We start from the raw sequence: 18,145 nt of genomic DNA on the forward strand, positions 1-18,145 counted from the left end.
ACCTGTCGAATTCCCGGTGTGGTCGGTGGGACGCCTGTGATTGTGATGCAATACGGCGGACGTACAGACGGCAATACGAAGGACAGGTTGCGATGACCCTTTCGCGGCGGGACATGTTGCGGTACGCGACGCTCGGATCGGGCGTCGCGTTGATCTCTGCGCTCGGAGCACCGGGCCTGGCCCAGGGACGGCCGGTGCTCGGCACCATCGTCGACTACTCGGCCGCCGTGCCGTCGCCCTCGTCGATCCGCGCCGCCGGCCATATCGGCGCCATCCGGTACGTGTCCGATGCGCGACCAGACGCCGCGTGGATGCGCGCCAAGCCGCTCACCGGACGGGAAGCGGACGCGCTGCTCGACAGCGGACTCGAAGTGGTCTCCTGCTACCAGTACGGCAAGGCCGCGACCGCCGACTGGCACGGTGGTTACGAGGCGGGTCTGAAGCACGCCCGGCGCGGCCTCGACCTCCACTACGCGGCCGGTGGCCCGGAGAACCGGCCGATCTACGCCTCGATCGACGACAACCCGACCTTCGAGCAGTTCACGCTCCAGGTCGTGCCGTACCTGCTGGGCTGGCAGGAAGTGGTCGGCGCCGGAAATCTCGGTGTGTACGCCAACTCGCCGACCATCGACTGGGCGTCGGCGGTCTCCCTCGGGTCCTTCTACTGGCAGCACGACTGGGGCACGCCGAAGGGCTACGTGCATCCGCGGGCGAACCTGCACCAGATTCCGGGCGAGGTCCGGATCGACGGCATCGGCGTCGACATCAACCACGTGCTCACGCCCGACTACGGCCAGTGGTCGCTCGCAGGCAGCGCACCGAGCTCCGAGCCCGGACTGCTGGGTAGTTAGCGGTCGGGGTCGGTCTCGTCGACGGGTCGCACGGAGCGGCCCGGCGGCGGGATGAGGACCGTGAAGACGAGCGCCACCACTGCCGCGCCGACCGCTACCAGGAAGCTGGCGCGGAACCCTTCGAGGGCGGGCACCACGGAGTCGCCGATGCGCTGGGTCATCGCCGCCAGCATCACGCCGACCACCGCTGCGGCGCTCGTCGTACCGATCGACCGCATCAGGGTGTTGAGGCTGTTGGCCGCGGCGGACTCGCGCAGCGGCACGGCACCCATGATGAGCGCGGGCATCGCGGCGTAGGCGAGGCCCACACCGGCGCCGATGAGCATCGAGGCGCCGACGATGTGCCAGACCTCCTGGTACAGCACGTACGCCATCAGGTAACCGAGGCCCACCAGTACCGCGCCGCAGCCGAGGGTCACGCGGGCACCGAACCGCGTCGTGATGCGCGCCGAGACGGGGGACAACGCCATCATGACGAGCCCGGCGGGGGCGAGTGCGATCCCGGCGGTGACCATCGTCTGCCCGAAGCCGTAACCGGTTTCCGTCGGTGCCATCAGCAGCTGCGGGAACGCCAGGATGTTCGAGTACATCGAGAAGCCGAGTGCGACCGACGCGAGATTCGTCATGAGGATCGGCCGGCGGGCGGACAGCCGAAGGTCCACGAGCGGTCGCGGTACCCGCAGTTCGTACAGGCCCCAGCCGACGAACACCGCGAGCGCCCCGGCGAGCATCCCGAGGGTCGCCGGGGCGGTCCAGCCCCAGTCGTTGCCCTTGGTGACCGGCAGGAGCAACAACACGAGGGCGACCGAGAGCAGCAGTGCCCCGGCAATGTCGAAGCGTCCCGGATTGCGTTGCGACGACTCGGGCACGACGAACAGGATCGCGGTGATCCCCACGAGCCCGAGGACCAGGGACGCGACGAAGAGCATGTGCCAGTCGGTCGCCTGGGCGACGAAGGCCGCGGCGGGCAGGCCGATCGCGCCGCCCACACCCATCGTGGCGCTGATGGTGGCCATGGCGCCCGGGAGTCGGCGGGAGGGCAACTCGTCGCGCAGGATCGCGATACCGAGCGGGATCGCGCCCATCGCGGCGCCCTGGAGGGCCCGACCGACCACGAGCGGGACGAGGCTCGTCGCGAGCGCGCAGACCGCCGAACCGAGCACCATCAGCGAGAGCGAGGTCAGCAGCATCCGGCGTTTGCCGAACATGTCGCCGAGACGACCGCTGATCGGGGTGACCACCGCGCCGGCGAGCAGAGTCGCCGTCACGGCCCAGGACGTGTTCTCGGGTGACGCACCGACGAGCACCGGCAGCCGGGGGAGGATCGGGACGATCAGGGTCTGCATGAGCGCGACGCTGATACCGACGGTCGCGAGGACCGGCACGATGCCGCGCGGGGCAGGGACCTCCCTGGTGGAGAGCGGTGTCTCTACGGCCATGCGGCTCCTCGGTCCGGGGGCCGGGGGTGACGCGGCCTACGACGACAATTTGTGCGCAATACGAACGACGCTGACATCGTGTCTAACACGGCAGGGCCGTCGATCCCTAGTACCCTCCCGCACTCCGGACCTGTGTGGCCGTTCGAGCGGCCTCGAGGTGTCAGGACTGACAGTGCTTGTCGGGCTCGGATTCGTCGACGGTGATCGAGAGCGGCGGATGCTCGTCGGGTGCGGCATGGTCGCCGCGCCACGCCAGCAGCGACCAGCGCGACAGGCCGGACAGTGCCGAGCCGAGACTCGCGAACGACAGCGAGGACAACGCCGAACCGAACGATCCGACGGAGCCGATGGACAGGACCGACCCGCAGCTACCGATCGACAGGATCGAGTACGAGGAACCGATCGACAGGATCGACCGCTCCGAGGCGATCGACAGGATCGAGCGGTGGGAGACGAGCGAACGGCGGGAATTCACGGACGCGGCACCGGCCGGGTGCCGCAGACGACGCTGCTTCGAGGGGATGCGCGACGCGGTGGAGGCCATGCTCCGGTCTATCACGCCCGACAGCGACGGGGGAAGAGACGCGAAGGCTGCCGGGAGAAACTCCCGGCGGCCTTCGGTGAGTACGTGAATCAGGGAACGGCGACGAGACCCACGGTGGGCAGGAAGGTGCACGAACGCGGATCGGCGCCCTCGTCCTGCGTGGTGATTCCACCGGAGATCACGGCGAGGACCTGACCCGAACCGGTGTCGGCGATCGTGCTCAGCGTGGTCGGGCCGTCGGGGTTGATCTTCGCGTCGTTGGTGAGCGGCTGCGTTCCCGTGCGTCCGTTGGAGACGTTGACCCAGCTCAGGGTGAGCGGCTGCTGCTGTTCGCCGGCGGCGGGTGCGGTGCCCAGCGCGGTGAAGACGAAGCCGGTCTGGCCTGCGCCCGGTCCGGGAGGGGGAAGGTGCGACGGACCCGCGACCGCGAGGGCGGTGCCCACGGAGTCCTGGCTGTCGCCGATGCAGCCCTTGCCGATCGTCGGGTAGAGGAACTGTGAGATCACCACGGCGCCGGGCTCGGGGATCTCGGGTCCGCCGCCGCCGCTGCCGTCGAGGAAGGTGATGACGCGCTGGAGCGTGCTCTTCACGGACTCGGGGAGCTCGGAGTTCGCGAGCAGTTCCTTGGCCTGCGCCAGCAGGTCGTTCTTGCCGTCGGCCGCGTCGGCGACATCGGCGGGGCCTGCAGCCGCACCGATGATCGCGGGTGCGAGGGAAGCCAGGGCCTCGACCTCTTCGGGGTTCGCCCGGACTCCGGCCAGAAGGTCGGTCAACGACTCGACGGACAGATCGGCGGGAATTTCGAACCGGGGCAGTTCGACGAGCCCTGCCAAATCCGGCAGCGCGGGTAGCGCCGGTTGCGCGACGGCCTGCGTAGGCACGGCCAATCCCGCGGTGGCGGCGAGTGCGCACAGCGTGAGCGCCCGTCGCATTCCTCGAGTACGAAGCACTGTTCCCCATCCTTGTCGTTGAAGCATCCGGTTGTTCGGGACGAACGACCGGATGCTGACGGCTCGAGGGGACACTCTATGGACCCCCCGCACACGGGACAAGCCTGCCGTTTCGGAACGGCGCGCCCATCGCTGGTTCGGGATTCTAACCACGGGGTGTTCCGTCCCTCGGATCCTGTCGAACATAACGCGTCCGACCTGAGAAGATTGTGACTGTAGATGAAATCGTTACGGGAGTGAACTCCGGTTCGTTTGCATGCCTATCGGAACGGTAATCTCCTTCGCCGGGTCCGGTTCACCGGACGGACGTTCGACGGGAGAGGCCGCACCGCAGTGCCACGAGGGTTTCCTTCGCACCGGATGTGGTGGTGCGCGGCGTTACTGGCGCTGTCCGTCGTCGTCCGCGTGGCCTGGGGATTCATCACTCCCAACGGCATGAACCTCGTCGACCTCCACGTCTACGTCGACGGATCCGCCGCTCTGCTGCAGGGCGACCTCTACGGATTCACCTATTCGGAGGACACCCCCGACTTCCCCCTGCCGTTCACCTATCCACCCTTCGCCGCGCTCGTCTTCCTTCCCCTGCACCTGATCCCGTTCGGGATCCTGGGCGTGGCCTGGCAGCTGCTGACGGTCGCGGCGCTGTTCGCCGTCGTGTGGATCTCCCTCGAACTCGTCGTGGGCGCGCGGGCGCGGAGCCGGTCGTGGATCGGTGTCGCGATGCTGTGGACGGCTGCGGGCATATGGACCGAGCCGGTACGCACGACCCTCGACTACGGCCAGATCAACGTCTTCCTCGTCCTCGGCGTGATGCTCGCGGCCCGCAGTTCCCGATGGTGGCTGTCGGGTGGACTCGTCGGCGTACTCGCCGGGATCAAGCTCACGCCCGCCATCACCGGGCTGTACTTCCTCGCGCAGCGACGCTGGCGGGAGGCGGTGTTCTCCGCGGTCGTCTTCGTGGGGACCGTCCTGGTGAGCCTGCTCGTGCTCGGCTCCCAGGCCGCCACCTATTTCGGGTCCCTCTTCGGCGACGCGGATCGGATCGGCCCGGTCGTCTCGGTGTGGAACCAGTCGCTGCGCGGAGCTCTGGGTCGTCTCGCGGGTGAGGACGTCGGGCTCGGTCCCGTGTGGCTGGTCGGCGTCGTCGTCTGCGCGGTCCTGGCGTTCGCGGCGTGGCGGTCGCTGGGACCGCTGCCCGACGGAACACAGCCCGACGGAACACAGCCCGACGGAACACAGCCCGACGGAACACAGCCCGACGGAACACAGGATCGTCTCGGCACGCTGCTGATCGTGCAGCTGTTCGGTCTGCTCGTCTCGCCCATCTCATGGGTTCACCACTGGGTGTGGGTGGTCCCGTTGCTGCTGTGGCTGGTCTACGGGCCCCTGGCGCGATCGCTCGGTGCCCGCATCGTCGCCGCGTGCTGGGCCGTGGTCACGCTGATCGGTGTCCCGTGGGTGCTGAGTACGGCGCAGAACTCGATCTGGGACGTCGAACGTCCCGCCCCGCTCGCCTGGCTCGGCGCCGTCAACGTGGTCGGTGTCCTCGCCGTCTACGTCGTCGTGATCCTCGCCGCCCGGCGGCGCGGGACGCACGGCGAGCCGGTGACTACAGACCCGAGCGCCGTGCCTCCTCGTCGATCCGACGCGCAAGAGCCGGATCCGACTCCGTGAGGCCACCGGCGGAATGCGTGCTCAACGCGAAGGTCACCTTCCGCCACCTGATGTCGATGTCCGGATGGTGATTCGCCTCCTCGGCGACGACGGCCACCCGGTCGACGAGCGCGATCGCATCGGGGAAGGTGGACGCTTCGATGGTGCGGACCAGCGACTGTCCCGCGCGGTGCCAGTGCGGCAACTCGGCCAGCGCGGCGTCGATCTCTCCGTCCGTCAGCAGCTGGGACATGACTCATTCTGGGACGATGCAGGTCATGTCTGCAAGCGCATCGTCTGCGAGTACACCGGCGCCCGACGGGCACGTCGTGGCCGGCGCCGTCATCCGGGACGGCCGCGTGCTGCTCGCCCAGCGCACGCGGCCCGTCGACCTCGCGGGCCTGTGGGAGTTGCCCGGCGGCAAGGCGGAACCGGGGGAGAGTGTGGAAGCGGCGCTCGTGCGGGAGCTGAGGGAAGAGCTCGGTGTCGAGGTGCGCGGTGCGGAGCGACTGGGTGTCGCGGTGCCGTTGGCGGGTGGTCGCGAGTTGTGTGCCTACAGGGTCGAACTCGTCTCGGGTGATCCCGAGCCGCTGGATCATGCGGCGTTGCGGTGGGTCGACGCGGACGAACTCGGGCAGGTCGATCTCGTCCCGGCCGATCGCGCGTGGATCCCCGATCTACGCGAACATCTGCGGCGTTGAGGTCATACGGCGCATGCCTTGTGGTCAGGCGGCGCGGGCCTTGTCGAGATATTTGCGCAGTTCCTTCTTGCTCAGGCCGTCGTTCTCGACCTTCTTCATGCGCATCACGACGACGGGGCATTTGAGGCACCGCGTCTTCTTGCGGCAGCACTTCTTCTTCGGCTTCAGGCCTGCGACCTTGCTCGCCTTCACCTTCCCCATACGTCCCGCCTGCCTTCCACGGTCCTGCGCGGCGAATCCACCGGCGGGCGAAGGTTAGCATCCCCTTACTTGTGAACCAAGGGGTGTATGTGGTGCCGGATTCGGCGGTTACGTCTCGTGTGGGAGTGTCGAGCGTCACCCCGATCGTCGCCGACCTGCAGGTATCGGATGAGGTAGAAGCGGCGACCGACAAGCGGCCTGTAAAGTGTATTGACGGCCGCAGTGCCTGCACGCCGAGAATCGGACGGGGCAGGTAGCTCGCAATCTCGCGTCGCGGCCATCGAGACGAACGCCGTACGGGCGAGGTGCCGACCGGGTCCAGTGCCGTGTGGCCGGACTACAGCCAGGAGAGCTATCGCGTGAGCACCGCTGATTTTCGGAACGTCGCCATCGTGGCGCACGTCGACCATGGAAAGACCACTCTCGTCGACGCCATGTTGCGCCAGTCGGGCGCGTTCGCCGAACGTGCGGAACTCGTCGACCGGGTCATGGACTCGGGCGACCTCGAGCGCGAGAAGGGCATCACCATTCTCGCGAAGAACACCGCGGTGCACCGTCACCACCCGGACGGCACCGTCACTGTCATCAACGTCATCGACACCCCCGGCCACGCCGACTTCGGCGGTGAGGTCGAGCGCGGCCTGTCCATGGTCGACGGCGTCGTCCTGCTGGTCGACTCCTCCGAGGGCCCGCTGCCGCAGACCCGCTTCGTGCTCCGCAAGGCGCTCGCCGCGTCGCTGCCGGTGATCCTCGTGGTCAACAAGACCGACCGACCGGACGCCCGCATCGCCGAGGTCGTCGAGGAGAGCCAGACCCTGCTGCTCGACCTCGCGTCCGACCTCGACGACGAGGCCGCCGAAGCCGCCGAGCTCGCCCTGGAGCTGCCCGTCCTCTACGCCTCCGGTCGTGAGGGCAAGGCCTCGAAGAAGCAGCCCGAGAACGGCCAGGTCCCCGACGCCGAGAACCTCGACGAGCTCTTCGAGGTCCTCATGGAGTGCATCCCCGCACCCAAGGGCGATCCGTCGGCGCCGCTGCAGGCCCACGTCACCAACCTCGACGCCTCCGAGTTCCTCGGTCGTCTCGCGCTGCTGCGCATCCACCAGGGTGAGCTGCGCAAGGGCCAGACCGTCGCGTGGATGCACGCCGACGGCGTCAAGAACGTCAAGATCACCGAGCTGCTCAAGACCGTCGGTGTCGAGCGGCAGCCCGGCGAGGTCGCGGTCGCCGGCGACATCGTCGCCGTGGCCGGTATCCCGGAGATCATGATCGGCGACACCCTCGCCGATCCGGAGAACCCGGTGGCGCTGCCGCGCATCACCGTCGACGAGCCGGCCATCTCGATGGTCATCGGCACCAACACCTCGCCGCTCGTCGGCCGGGTCAAGGGCCACAAGCTCACCGCCCGCATGGTCAAGACGCGGCTCGACTCCGAGCTCGTCGGCAACGTGTCGCTGCGCGTCCTCGACATCGGACGACCCGACGCGTGGGAGGTTCAGGGCCGAGGCGAACTCGCCCTCGCCATCCTCGTCGAGCAGATGCGCCGTGAAGGCTTCGAGCTGACCGTCGGCAAGCCGCAGGTGGTCACCCGCACCATCGACGGCAAGCTGCACGAGCCCTACGAGGAGCTGACCATCGACAGCCCCGAGGAGCACCTCGGTGCCATCACCCAGCTGCTCGCGAACCGCAAGGGCAAGATGGTCCAGATGACCAACCAGGGCACCGGTTGGGTCCGTATGGAGTTCATCATCCCGTCGCGCGGTCTGATCGGTTTCCGCACCGACTTCCTCACGGAGACCCGTGGCACCGGCATCTCGAACGCCATCTTCCACGGTTACGCGCCGTGGGCCGGCGAGATCCGCGCCCGCCACACCGGTTCGCTCGTCTCCGACCGTGCCGGCTCGGTCACCCCGTTCGCGATGATCCAGCTCGCCGACCGCGGCACGTTCTTCGTCGAACCGGGCAGCGACACCTACGAGGGCCACGTCGTGGGCATCAACCCGCGCGCCGAGGACCTCGACATCAACGTCACCCGCGAGAAGAAGCTCACCAATATGCGCTCTTCGACCGCCGACGTGATGGAGACCCTCGCCAAGCCGATCGAGCTGACCCTCGAGGCCGCGCTCGAGTTCTGTGCTGCGGACGAGTGCGTCGAGGTCACCCCGGAGGACGTGCGCGTGCGGAAGCTGCACCTCTCGCAGACCGACCGCGCGCGTGCGCGGTCGCGGGAGAAGGCCCGTAACAAGTAGTCCAGGTGTGGGGTGGCCCCGGCGAGCGCATGCTGGCCGGGGCCACCCATGTACCACCTGCCTCACGGAAGGAGCCCGAGTGTCGCGTACGCGCGCTCGTCGCCGACTGATCGGGGCGACGGCCGGCCTGGCCGTGGCTGCGCTGGTCCTCACCGGCTGCACCGCCGACCCGCCGCCTCCCATCGAGCAGACGGAGCCGACCACGACTCCCGCTCCCGCTCCGAAGCGCAGCACGGTGGTGGTCGCGATCGACGAGGTCGGCTCGGGATTCAACCCCCACCTGCTCGCAGACCAGTCGCCCGTCGCGAACGCCGTTGCCGAACTCGTGCTCCCGAGTGCTTTCCGGGCCGTGCCCGACCCGGAGAATCCCGCTGCCACACTGTGGGTTCCGGACGACTCGCTGCTGCTGTCCGCAGAGGTCACCGACGAGGCGCCGTTCACCATCAACTACCGCCTGCGCGACGAGGCCCAGTGGTCGGACGGAGCGCCGATCGCCGCCGAGGACTTCCGGTATCTGTGGCGGCAGATGGTCACCCAGCCCGGCGTGGTCGATCCCGCCGGCTACCGCCTGATCGACGACATCCGGTCGTCGGGCGGAGGCAAGACCGTCACCGTCACCCTGCGCGAGCCGTATCCGGCCTGGCGCGAACTGTTCACCAACCTGCTGCCCGCGCACCTGGTCAAGGACACTCCGGGCGGCTTCTCCACCGGCCTGTCCGAGACGATCCCCGTGTCGGGCGCGCGATTCCACGTCGACAACGTCGACCGCGGACGCGCCGAGGTACTGCTCGAACGCAACGACCGGTTCTGGGGCACCCCGGCCGGACCCGACGAACTGCTCATGCGCCGCGCCGGCACCGACGCCCAGGTGACCGAATCGGTGCGCAGCGACGACGCCCAGGTGGTCCAGAGCGCGGGCGGTGTCGCTCTCGAAGCGCAGCTCGCCGCCGTGCCGGGCGTGCGGACCGGCGTCCAGCTCCAGCCGCGCACCCTCGATCTGACCCTCAACACCCGCACCGCCGAACTGGCCGACCCGGTCGTCCGGCGAGGCGTGCTCGACCTGCTGGATCCCGAGCTGCTCGGACTCGTCGCCACGGCCGACAGCACCGAGGTCGTGCGGGCGCGGGCCCAGGTGCTCGCGCCGTCCGATCCGGGCTACACCGACACGATGCCGCCGCGTCTGCCCCGGGAGCAGGCCCTCGACCGTCTCGCCGAGGCCGGATATCTGCCCGTTCCGCCTGCCGTGCCCCCGGTGCCGGCAGACCCGGACGCACCCGACCCCGGAACACCCGGGAACGATGCACCGGAGACCGAGGCATCCGAGACCGGTACATCCGGGACTGCGGTGCCGACGAGCGCGACTCCCGAACCGGGAACCCCGAGCGGACCGGCCCTGCCCGAGGGCACCCTGGCCCGGAACGGCGTGCCGTTGACGCTGGTCGTGGGCGTGCCGGAGGGCGACGAGACCGCCCGCGCCGTCGCACGTACCGCCGTCGACCTGTGGCGCGGCGCCGGGATCGACGCGTCGGTCGACGAACTGCCCCCCGACGAGCTGTACGGCGAAGCCCTCGTCGAGGGCACCGTGCACGCGGTCGTCGGCTGGATGCGTGCCGGTGGAGACCCCGCCACCGCCGCGCTGTCCCGATTCGGATGCGTCCCGGTGGCCGCAGCACCCACGGCGGCGGGGGAGGACCTGCCGACCGCGCCCGAGTCCGGCCTCCCGGCGCAGCCCGACGCCCCCGGGACGACGGAGGCGGCACAGCCGTCGGACCCCGCGACCACCACGCTCGACGAGGACGACGTCGAGGAACGTGAGGATGCGCTCGCAGCGCAACTCGAAGCTCCGAGCAACCTCTCGGGCGCGTGCGATCCCGGTCTCGAGCCCGATCTGCTCGCTGGGCTGAACGGCACCACCGACCCGGCGAAGGTCGTCGCCGACGCACAGACCAGGCTGTGGGATCTCGCGGTGAACCTGCCGATCCTGCAGGACCGCGCCGTCGTCGCCGCCGGCCCCGGTGTCGAGAACGTCTCGCTGACAGCCGCTGTCGCCACCGGTATTCTCGGCGACGCCCATCTGTGGGGAAGGACCACACCGTGACCGATACTCCGGGGGCTCTCCCCGACGTTGCGGATCGACGACTTCTGCTCGTCCACGCCCATCCCGACGACGAAACCCTCACCACCGGCGGCACCATCGCCCGGTACGTCGCCGAAGGCGCCGAGGTCACCGTCGTGACCTGCACGCTCGGCGAGGAGGGCGAAGTGATCGGCGACGAGTGGGCACAGCTCACCGCCGACCGCGCCGATCAGCTCGGCGGGTACCGCATCCTCGAACTCACCCGGGCGCTCGGAGCGCTCGGCGTCGACCGGCCGCGCTTCCTCGGCGGTGCCGGGCACTGGCGCGACTCGGGAATGGCGGGCACCCCGTCCGCCGCCAACCCCCGCGCCTGGGTCAACGCCGACCGCGAGGAAGCGGTCGAGGCGCTCGTCGCCGTGATCCGTGAGACGCGTCCGCACGTGGTCGTCACCTACGACCCGTTCGGTGGCTACGGGCACCCCGACCACATCGCGGTGCACGAGAGGGTGACCGCGGCCGTCGAAGCGGCCGGCACCGAGGACTATCCGTCCGCCGGGGCGGCGTGGACCCCCGCGAAGGTCTACTGGACCGTCGCCGAACGGTCCGCGCTCGAACGCGGCATCGCCGCCATGGGCGCGCTGCCCGAGGGCTGGCGCCGACCGGAGCCCGGCGAACTGCCGAGCGTGCCCGACGACGAGGTCACCACCGTCGTCGACGTCCGTTCGGTCCTCGACGCGAAGCGGACCGCGATGGCCGCGCACGCGACCCAGGTGCTGGTCGCGGAGGACGGCGAGCAGTTCGTGCTCTCCAACCTCGTCGCCCAGCCCGTCTTCGACCAGGAGCACTTCGTGCTCGTGCGCGGGCAGCTCGGCCTGACCGACTCCACGGGACGAGAGGACGACCTCTTCTCCGGCATCGGCTAGTGTGATCCGCGTCATCAACGAGGCTTCGAGTGGCTCGCGCCACCCGGACTCGTGCACTACGCAGACACACCGTGCAGGGGGTTGTCGATGTACAACTGGTCCGTCCAGAACCAGATCGTCGCGTTCGTGGATTCGTTGAGGCCGTACGCCGACGAGATCCGGGCCGACTACTGGCACGCCCTGTACTCCTTCGCCGACCAGCAGAGCGCGCTGCTCACCATGCTCGGATACCCGCCGGTTCCCTGACATCCGGTGCCTGGTCCGCGGATGGTTCCGCGGACCCCGGTTGCGCTCGCGCGCGTCCGGTAGCGCACCATCGAAGCATGACGGTCGATCCAGCAACCGCTGCACCCCTAGCGTCACCGGTGGACGTCCAGCCCCGCCGGGGACTCGTCGCGCTGCTCGTGCTCGACGGTGCGCTGTGCGCCCTGTTGTCGGTCTTCTACCTCGGCCTGTACATCGCCGGGGTGCCCTTCCCGATCACCATCCTGTTGGCCGGCGCCGCGAATCTGCTCCTCGTGATGGCGGTCCGCGCCGAGACCGGCTCCCTGCGCAGCGCGGCCCTGCCGCTGCTGGCCTGGGCCGTCGTCTTCCTCGTCTGCCTCGTGGGCGGGCCGGGCGGCGATCAGCTCGCGCTCGGCGACTGGCGGACCCTGCTGCTGCCCGTGGCTGCGCTCGCCCCCGCCGGCGGATACCTGTTCTCGGCCCGTATCAAGGAGATCACTCAGGCAGTGGGAGGGACGCAGCCCGCGCCGCGTCCCTGAGCACGTCGGTCACCATCTCCTTCGTCAACCGGCCGGTGAAGGTGTTCTGCTGGCTGACGTGATAGCAACCGAACAGGTGCAGCGGGTGCTCCCGTGCCTCGGTGGGGGCCAGCAGCGCGTGCGCACCGTGTCCGAACTTCGGGCGGGGAACCGGGATCGTCCACCCCGCGGCCGACAGGACGGGCAGCAGCGCCTGCCACCCGAACCCGCCGAGGACGACGACCGACCGCAGTGTGGGAGCGAGCAGGTCGAGTTCCTGTTCGAGCCAGTGCCGGCAGGTGTCGCGTTCGACGACCGTGGGGCGATTGGCCGGTGGCGCGCAGTGCACCGGCGAGGTGATGCGGGTGCCGAACAGTTCGAGCCCGTCGTCGATGTGTGTCGCGGTCGGTTGCGATGCGAGTCCCGCGTCGTACAGGGCCGCATACAGCACGTCACCCGACCGGTCTCCCGTGAACATCCGTCCGGTGCGGTTCCCGCCGTGCGCGGCGGGCGCCAGCCCGACGATCAGCAGGGACGCATCGGCCGGACCGAAGCCCGGGACGGGCCGGCCCCAGTACTCCTCGTCGCGGAAGGCCGCTCGTTTCTCCCGGGCGACCTGCTCACGCCATGCGACCAGCCGCGGACACGCGTAGCAGTCGACGAGCGCGTCGTCGAGTTCGGTCAGCGTCGTCGGGGGAGTGCCGTGCAGGGGGCCTTTACCGGACGTGGGTTTCATCGGTCGATCCATGCTTCTCCCATACCCGGTGTGACCTCCTGGACAAGCGCCCACGCCTCGTCCACCGGGATGTCGATCACCTCGTAACGTCCCGCACCCGCCGGGGTCGCCGCGACGACGGTCGCGAGACCCGCACGGCGCTGGAAGAAGGTCTGCCGCACCGTCCAGCCGATCACACCGTCCGCGTCGAGGCAGATGCGCTGCCGGTCGATCGAGCCGCTGCGGGCGACGAGATGCCCGTCGACGACGGCGTGGCCGAGACCCCGGTAGCGGTCCTGCGCCAGCGCGCACGCCCCCGCGACCAGCACCACGACCACCGTGGCGATCACGGCGAACGGCACGCGCCGGTCGGTGACGGTCAGGGCGACGAGTCCGGCGACGACCACGACGGCCACCGGCGACAACGTCCGCGTGTAGCGGCGACGACGGGCACGGGGACCGTGGCTGCGCAGCGGAACCTCGAGCGGCAGCCGCCCGGTGAGCACCTCGGCCGCGACCCGCCGGACCTCCTCGTCGGGTGCGGACGGCAGGACCAGCGACGAACCGCCCTGCTGCGCGGTCCTGCCCGTCATGACGGCATCGAGCCGCGCGGCACCGACGAGCCGCAGCGCCAGGGGCTCGCGCAGCGCAACTCCACGCAGCCGCGCCTGGTCGAGGGTGGTGTGACGGGTCGTGAGCAGGCCGTGCGCGATGCGCAGGACCCGGTTGTCGTCGGTCACCTGCAGATCGCCGTAGAGCAGCAGGTACCGCACGCATGCGGCCGGGCTGGCGACGAGCACGACGACCAGCACGAGGATCACGAGCGCGACCACCAGGCCGAGGTCCTCTGCGGTCTCCACCGCGCGGCGGACGACCTGCGATTCTGCGATCCACCGGCCGAGCCCGAACTGGAAGGCGGCACCGGCGATGGCCGCGACGGCGAGCAGGCCCGTCGTGGAGAAGGGGGCGTAGCGCACCCAGGCCGGGTCGAAGCGCGCCAGCTGACGCTCGGTGACGGCAGGGGTCGGGGTCGCCTCGGCCGGCGCCTCGTCCTGCTGCCCGCCCCTCAGGAGAACGGCACGGAGCTCGGGGACGGCCGCGATCGGGATGCCGTTGAGTTCGAACCGGTTGCGATCGGCGCCCCCGCTCTGGCCCGTGCCGATCTTCACGAGCGCGAGGCCCAGCACGCGGTGCAGGAGGCGTTGCTCGACGTCCACCGACCGGATACGGCTACGGGGGATCGACAACTCGCGTCGTTGCAGCAGGCCGCGGCGGAGTTCGACGTGCTGCGGTCCCACGCGGTAGGTGGTGGTGAACCAGCGCAGCAGACCGACCAGCACGAGCACGCCCGTCGCTGCGAGGCCCCACACGGGATTGCCGCTGGTGGTCCCGATGACGAACGAGCCGGCGAGGACGGGCAGCAGGCGCAGGATCTCCTCGATCGGGTGGATCAGCAGCATCCGGCGATCGAGGCGCGACCACGGCACCTCCTCGTCCGTCCCGGCCACGGGCGCGACGGCCTCGTTCATGTCGCGTCCGCCTCCGAGCTCGCCGCGAGCGTGGTCAGACGGGCGACGGTCTCGTCGGCGACCCGGCTGTCGAGGCCGACGATCTCCACCGCACCCGCAGCGGAAGCAGTGGTGACGGTGACGGTGGTCAGATCGAGCCACCGGTCGAGCGGGCCTCGCTCGGTGTCGACGGTCTGGATCCGGGAGATCGGCGCGATGCGGTGTTCCTGCGTCCACCAGCCCGAACGCGTGTAGACCGCGGTCGCGTCCATCTCCCAGCGATGGACGCGGTAACGCCAGACCGGCACCACCGCGACGTGCAGCGCACCGAGGACGACGGTCGCGACCGCGGCGGCGATGTGCCATCCGGCGCCCACCGGTGCGACGAGCACCCACACGACCTGCGCGACGACCAGCGGCAACCACATCAGCGCTGCACTCACGGCCCACAGCACACGCGCCTTCGGGCTCGGCCGCCACGACGGTTCCCTCATCACCACGCTCGTCGCTGCCGTGTTGTCGGCCGACCCCGCCGGCGAACTCTCGTCGTCCTCCACCCGCACCTCCTGCTCCATCGGGCCCCGTGTCCGGTTCCACGCTAGGCTGGGATCCGTAGAACCGGCCGGACTCGCCCGATCCGACCTCGCGATCGGGCCCTACGAGGAGGAGATCGCAATGACGGAGTCGAATGCGCTCGACATCGAGATCCAGTCCGACAACGATTCCGAGGCCGACCGGATCGAGCAGGCCACTCCCGTCTACGACGATCCTGCCGACGACCTGCCTTCGGACGTGCCCCTCGAAGCCGACCCGGCAGACACCTACGAGCAGTCCCGCGAAGTCCCGGCGGACGACGACTACCCGCGCGGATAGACCCCGAAGTGGCATGGGGGTGCTCGTAGGCGCATGATCGGGCCCATGACCGATTCCGCAGACGACACCCCGCAGTCCGCGATGCTCCCGACCCCCACCGTGCGTCCCGGCGCTGCGCACCGATCCACGGCGACTCCCTCGGGAATGCGTCGAGCGTTGCGCCGGGCTCGCGACGGGGTCGCACTGAACGTCGACGAAGTGGCGGTCCTGCTGCAGGCCCGGGGTGCCGATCTCGAGGATCTCTGTGCGTCGGCGGCGCGGGTGCGCGATGCCGGCCTTCTCGCGGAGGGTCGACCCGGCACGGTCACCTATTCGCGCAAGGTCTTCGTCCCCATCACCCGGCTGTGCCGGGACCGATGCCACTACTGCACCTTCGTCACCGTCCCCGGCAAGCTCCGCGCCGAGGGTCACGGCATGTATCTCGAACCCGACGAGATCCTCGAGATCGCCCGTCAGGGAGCCGAACTGGGGTGCAAGGAAGCCCTGTTCACACTCGGCGACCGACCCGAGGACCGGTGGCCCGAAGCGAAGCAGTGGCTCGACGAACGCGGTTACGACTCCACCCTCGACTACGTGCGCGCGATGGCGATCCGCGTCCTCGAGGAGACCGGTCTGTTGCCGCACCTCAACCCCGGGGTGATGAGCTGGGCCGAGATCTCGCGGCTGAAGCCGGTCGCCCCGTCGATGGGCATGATGCTCGAGACCACCTCCGAACGGTTGTTCACCGAGAAGGGGCAGTGCCACTACGGCAGCCCCGACAAGGATCCTGCGGTGCGGCTGCGGGTGCTCACCGACGCGGGCCGACTCGCGGTGCCGTTCACCACCGGCATCCTCGTCGGCATCGGTGAGGACTTCACCGAGCGCGCCGAATCGATCCACGCGATCCGCAAGTCGCACAAGGCATTCGGTCACATCCAGGAAGTGATCGTCCAGAACTTCCGCGCCAAGGACGACACCGCGATGCGCGAGCACGACGACGCCGATCTCGACGAGTTCCTCGCCGCGATCGCCGTCGCACGGCTCGTCCTCGGACCGGGAATGCGCATCCAGGCCCCGCCGAATCTCGTCTCGCTCGACGAGTGCCGCGCGCTGCTCGGGGCGGGTGTCGACGACTGGGGTGGCGTCTCGCCGTTGACGCCCGATCACGTCAATCCCGAACGACCCTGGCCGAACCTCGACACCCTGGCGCGCCTGAGCTCCGAGGCCGGCTTCGAGCTCACCGAACGGATCGCGGCGCAGCCGAAATACGTGCTCGCCGAGCAGCCGTGGATCGATCCGCGCATCACTGCTCACGTGCACGCCCTCGCCGATCCGGACACGGGCCTCGCACGCGAGGTGATCCCGTCCGGACTGCCCTGGCAGGAGCCCGACATCGACTGGGAGTCGTCGGGCCGGGTCGACCTGAACTCCGAGATCGACGTGACCGGACGCAACACCGAGCACCGCTCCGATCTGGGGAGCGCCTTCGGCGACTGGGAGACCGTCCGCGAACAGGTGCTCGAACTGGGTGCCTCCGCGCCGGTGCGGCTCGACAGCGACGTGCTCTCGGCGCTGCGCTCCGCGGAACGGGATCCGGGCGGTTGCACCGAAGCGGAGTACATCGCCCTCGCCAACGCCGACGGCGCCGGTCTCGAAGCGCTCGTGGCGCTCGCCGACCAGTTGCGCCGCGACACCGTCGGCGACGACGTCACCTATGTCGTCAACCGGAACATCAACTTCACCAACATCTGCTACACCGGCTGCCGGTTCTGCGCCTTCGCGCAGCGCAAGGGCGACGCCGACGCGTTCACCCTCTCGGCGAGCGAGGTCGCCGACCGGGCGTGGGAGGCGCACGTCGCCGGCGCCACCGAGGTGTGCATGCAGGGCGGCATCGATCCGGAACTGCCGGTGACCGGCTACGCCGATCTCGTCCGCGCCGTCAAGGCGCGGGTGCCGTCGATGCACGTCCACGCGTTCTCGCCGATGGAGATCGTCAACGGTGTCGCGCGCAGCGGCACATCCATCCGGGACTGGCTCACCGAGCTGCGCGAGGCGGGGCTCGACACCATCCCGGGCACCGCTGCGGAGATCCTCGACGACGAGGTGCGGTGGGTGCTCACCAAGGGCAAGCTCCCGACCGCCGAGTGGATCGAGGTCGTGACCACCGCGCACGAGGTGGGACTGCGCTCGAGCTCGACGATGATGTACGGGCACGTCGACCAGCCGCACCACTGGGTCGGCCACCTCGAAGTGATCCGCGGGATCCAGGACCGCACGGGCGGATTCACCGAGTTCGTGCTGTTGCCCTTCGTGCACCAGTCGTCGCCGCTGTATCTGGCCGGCGCGTCGCGCCCCGGCCCGACCATGCGCGACAACCGTGCCGCGCACGCCCTCGCCCGGGTCATGCTGCACGGCCGGATCGACAACATCCAGACCAGCTGGGTGAAGCTGGGTGTCGCCGGGACGCAGGCCATGCTCGAGGGCGGCGCCAACGACCTCGGCGGCACGCTCATGGAGGAGACGATCTCGCGCATGGCGGGCTCGCAGCACGGCTCGGAGAAGACCGTCGCCGAACTCGTCGCGATCGCCGAGGGCATCGGGCGGCCGGCGCGCCAGCGGACCACCGCGTACACGCCGATCGAGCTCCCGGTCACCTCGGGCTGACCCGCCGCGGCGGCCGGCACTCCGAAGTAGGGGACCCTTACTCCGGAGGGTCGCACGGGGACGGGGGATACTGGAGGA

General features: G+C 69.7%; 18 protein-coding genes. 10 read left to right on the forward strand and 8 right to left on the reverse strand.

Annotated elements, in window-relative coordinates; translation table 11 throughout:
• The first annotated feature begins 92 nt into the window (after positions 1-92).
• Positions 93-851, forward strand: a complete 759-nt coding sequence (locus tag AC0LPE_RS06385) for a DUF1906 domain-containing protein (protein WP_423660320.1) — start codon at positions 93-95, stop codon at positions 849-851.
• Here the strand turns inward: AC0LPE_RS06385 and AC0LPE_RS06390 are convergent.
• From AC0LPE_RS06390 to AC0LPE_RS06400, 3 genes are all read right to left on the reverse strand, one after another.
• Entirely contained in the window at positions 848-2,290 is a 1,443-nt protein-coding gene (locus AC0LPE_RS06390; RefSeq protein ID WP_016693625.1) for an MFS transporter, read from the reverse strand. The two genes, AC0LPE_RS06385 and AC0LPE_RS06390, sit on opposite strands and share 4 nt — an antisense overlap.
• Before the next feature lie 160 nt (positions 2,291-2,450).
• Positions 2,451-2,834, reverse strand: a complete 384-nt coding sequence (locus AC0LPE_RS06395; RefSeq protein WP_301846953.1) for a hypothetical protein — start codon at positions 2,832-2,834, stop codon at positions 2,451-2,453.
• 89 nt (positions 2,835-2,923) lie between these two features.
• A complete protein-coding gene (locus tag AC0LPE_RS06400; RefSeq protein WP_160874965.1) occupies positions 2,924-3,766 on the reverse strand; it encodes an Rv1157c family protein in 843 nt (280 codons plus the stop codon).
• A 378-nt stretch (positions 3,767-4,144) separates the two neighbouring features.
• Here AC0LPE_RS06400 and AC0LPE_RS06405 point away from each other — a divergent pair, with 378 nt between their 5' ends.
• A complete protein-coding gene (locus tag AC0LPE_RS06405) occupies positions 4,145-5,458 on the forward strand; it encodes a mannosyltransferase (RefSeq protein ID WP_490605824.1) in 1,314 nt (437 codons plus the stop codon).
• Here AC0LPE_RS06405 and AC0LPE_RS06410 read toward each other — a convergent pair.
• Complete coding sequence (locus tag AC0LPE_RS06410) at positions 5,394-5,690, reverse strand: 4a-hydroxytetrahydrobiopterin dehydratase (protein ID WP_490605825.1); 297 nt, start codon at positions 5,688-5,690, stop codon at positions 5,394-5,396. The genes AC0LPE_RS06405 and AC0LPE_RS06410 overlap by 65 nt on opposite strands.
• Positions 5,691-5,715: 25 nt before the next feature.
• On the opposite strand from AC0LPE_RS06410, the gene AC0LPE_RS06415 reads away from it, so the two are divergent.
• A complete protein-coding gene (locus AC0LPE_RS06415) occupies positions 5,716-6,138 on the forward strand; it encodes a (deoxy)nucleoside triphosphate pyrophosphohydrolase (RefSeq protein ID WP_172414829.1) in 423 nt (140 codons plus the stop codon).
• 24 nt (positions 6,139-6,162) lie between these two features.
• On the opposite strand, the gene AC0LPE_RS06420 is transcribed toward AC0LPE_RS06415, so the two are convergent.
• Positions 6,163-6,339, reverse strand: a complete 177-nt coding sequence (locus tag AC0LPE_RS06420) for a hypothetical protein (protein ID WP_006550584.1) — start codon at positions 6,337-6,339, stop codon at positions 6,163-6,165.
• A 359-nt stretch (positions 6,340-6,698) separates the two neighbouring features.
• Between AC0LPE_RS06420 and typA the strand changes: the two genes are divergently transcribed.
• The 5 genes from typA (at position 6,699) to AC0LPE_RS06445 (ending at position 12,349) form a co-directional block, all read left to right on the forward strand.
• Entirely contained in the window at positions 6,699-8,585 is a 1,887-nt protein-coding gene (typA, locus tag AC0LPE_RS06425; RefSeq protein ID WP_006550583.1) for a translational GTPase TypA, read from the forward strand.
• Positions 8,586-8,664: 79 nt separating this feature from the next.
• Entirely contained in the window at positions 8,665-10,683 is a 2,019-nt protein-coding gene (locus tag AC0LPE_RS06430) for an ABC transporter family substrate-binding protein (RefSeq protein WP_490605826.1), read from the forward strand.
• Positions 10,662-11,585 (forward strand): N-acetyl-1-D-myo-inositol-2-amino-2-deoxy-alpha-D-glucopyranoside deacetylase, encoded by a 924-nt coding sequence (mshB, locus tag AC0LPE_RS06435; RefSeq protein WP_016693617.1) that lies wholly within the window; start codon positions 10,662-10,664, stop codon positions 11,583-11,585. The genes AC0LPE_RS06430 and mshB overlap by 22 nt, the downstream gene beginning before the upstream one ends.
• An 87-nt stretch (positions 11,586-11,672) precedes the next feature.
• Complete coding sequence (locus AC0LPE_RS06440) at positions 11,673-11,831, forward strand: hypothetical protein (protein ID WP_016693616.1); 159 nt, start codon at positions 11,673-11,675, stop codon at positions 11,829-11,831.
• Positions 11,832-11,908: 77 nt separating this feature from the next.
• Positions 11,909-12,349 (forward strand): hypothetical protein, encoded by a 441-nt coding sequence (locus AC0LPE_RS06445; protein WP_088896679.1) that lies wholly within the window; start codon positions 11,909-11,911, stop codon positions 12,347-12,349.
• Here the strand turns inward: AC0LPE_RS06445 and AC0LPE_RS06450 are convergent.
• From AC0LPE_RS06450 to AC0LPE_RS06460, 3 genes are read right to left on the reverse strand one after another with little or no spacing between them, the layout of a single operon-like run.
• Entirely contained in the window at positions 12,306-13,064 is a 759-nt protein-coding gene (locus AC0LPE_RS06450) for a uracil-DNA glycosylase (protein WP_160874845.1), read from the reverse strand. The two genes, AC0LPE_RS06445 and AC0LPE_RS06450, sit on opposite strands and share 44 nt — an antisense overlap.
• A complete protein-coding gene (locus tag AC0LPE_RS06455) occupies positions 13,061-14,572 on the reverse strand; it encodes a PH domain-containing protein (RefSeq protein WP_490605827.1) in 1,512 nt (503 codons plus the stop codon). Before AC0LPE_RS06455 ends, AC0LPE_RS06450 begins: the two co-directional genes overlap by 4 nt.
• Positions 14,569-15,126 carry a PH domain-containing protein gene (locus AC0LPE_RS06460; protein WP_088896682.1) on the reverse strand — a complete coding sequence of 186 codons (558 nt, stop codon included), beginning with the start codon at positions 15,124-15,126 and terminating at the stop codon, positions 14,569-14,571. The genes AC0LPE_RS06455 and AC0LPE_RS06460 overlap by 4 nt, the downstream gene beginning before the upstream one ends.
• 100 nt (positions 15,127-15,226) lie before the next feature.
• Between AC0LPE_RS06460 and AC0LPE_RS06465 the strand changes: the two genes are divergently transcribed.
• Positions 15,227-15,424 carry an Rv3202a family protein gene (locus tag AC0LPE_RS06465; RefSeq protein WP_490605828.1) on the forward strand — a complete coding sequence of 66 codons (198 nt, stop codon included), beginning with the start codon at positions 15,227-15,229 and terminating at the stop codon, positions 15,422-15,424.
• A 45-nt stretch (positions 15,425-15,469) separates the two neighbouring features.
• On the forward strand, positions 15,470-18,067 hold the full coding sequence (locus tag AC0LPE_RS06470) for a bifunctional FO biosynthesis protein CofGH (protein ID WP_490605829.1): 2,598 nt from the start codon (positions 15,470-15,472) through the stop codon (positions 18,065-18,067).
• Positions 18,068-18,145 lie beyond the last annotated feature (78 nt).

The organism is Rhodococcus sp. S3 (assembly GCF_058211795.1).

Bases quoted from the DNA above. Each gene is read 5' to 3' on its own strand.
- AC0LPE_RS06385 (WP_423660320.1), top strand. From the start codon at position 93: ATGACCCTTTCGCGGCGGGACATGTTGCGGTACGCGACGCTCGGATCG.
- AC0LPE_RS06390 (WP_016693625.1), bottom strand. From the start codon at position 2,290: ATGGCCGTAGAGACACCGCTCTCCACCAGGGAGGTCCCTGCCCCGCGC.
- AC0LPE_RS06395 (WP_301846953.1), bottom strand. From the start codon at position 2,834: ATGGCCTCCACCGCGTCGCGCATCCCCTCGAAGCAGCGTCGTCTGCGG.
- AC0LPE_RS06400 (WP_160874965.1), bottom strand. From the start codon at position 3,766: ATGCGACGGGCGCTCACGCTGTGCGCACTCGCCGCCACCGCGGGATTG.
- AC0LPE_RS06405 (WP_490605824.1), top strand. From the start codon at position 4,145: ATGTGGTGGTGCGCGGCGTTACTGGCGCTGTCCGTCGTCGTCCGCGTG.
- AC0LPE_RS06410 (WP_490605825.1), bottom strand. From the start codon at position 5,690: ATGTCCCAGCTGCTGACGGACGGAGAGATCGACGCCGCGCTGGCCGAG.
- AC0LPE_RS06415 (WP_172414829.1), top strand. From the start codon at position 5,716: ATGTCTGCAAGCGCATCGTCTGCGAGTACACCGGCGCCCGACGGGCAC.
- AC0LPE_RS06420 (WP_006550584.1), bottom strand. From the start codon at position 6,339: ATGGGGAAGGTGAAGGCGAGCAAGGTCGCAGGCCTGAAGCCGAAGAAG.
- AC0LPE_RS06440 (WP_016693616.1), top strand. From the start codon at position 11,673: ATGTACAACTGGTCCGTCCAGAACCAGATCGTCGCGTTCGTGGATTCG.
- AC0LPE_RS06445 (WP_088896679.1), top strand. From the start codon at position 11,909: ATGACGGTCGATCCAGCAACCGCTGCACCCCTAGCGTCACCGGTGGAC.
- AC0LPE_RS06450 (WP_160874845.1), bottom strand. From the start codon at position 13,064: ATGAAACCCACGTCCGGTAAAGGCCCCCTGCACGGCACTCCCCCGACG.
- AC0LPE_RS06455 (WP_490605827.1), bottom strand. From the start codon at position 14,572: ATGAACGAGGCCGTCGCGCCCGTGGCCGGGACGGACGAGGAGGTGCCG.
- AC0LPE_RS06460 (WP_088896682.1), bottom strand. From the start codon at position 15,126: ATGGAGCAGGAGGTGCGGGTGGAGGACGACGAGAGTTCGCCGGCGGGG.
- AC0LPE_RS06465 (WP_490605828.1), top strand. From the start codon at position 15,227: ATGACGGAGTCGAATGCGCTCGACATCGAGATCCAGTCCGACAACGAT.
- AC0LPE_RS06470 (WP_490605829.1), top strand. From the start codon at position 15,470: ATGACCGATTCCGCAGACGACACCCCGCAGTCCGCGATGCTCCCGACC.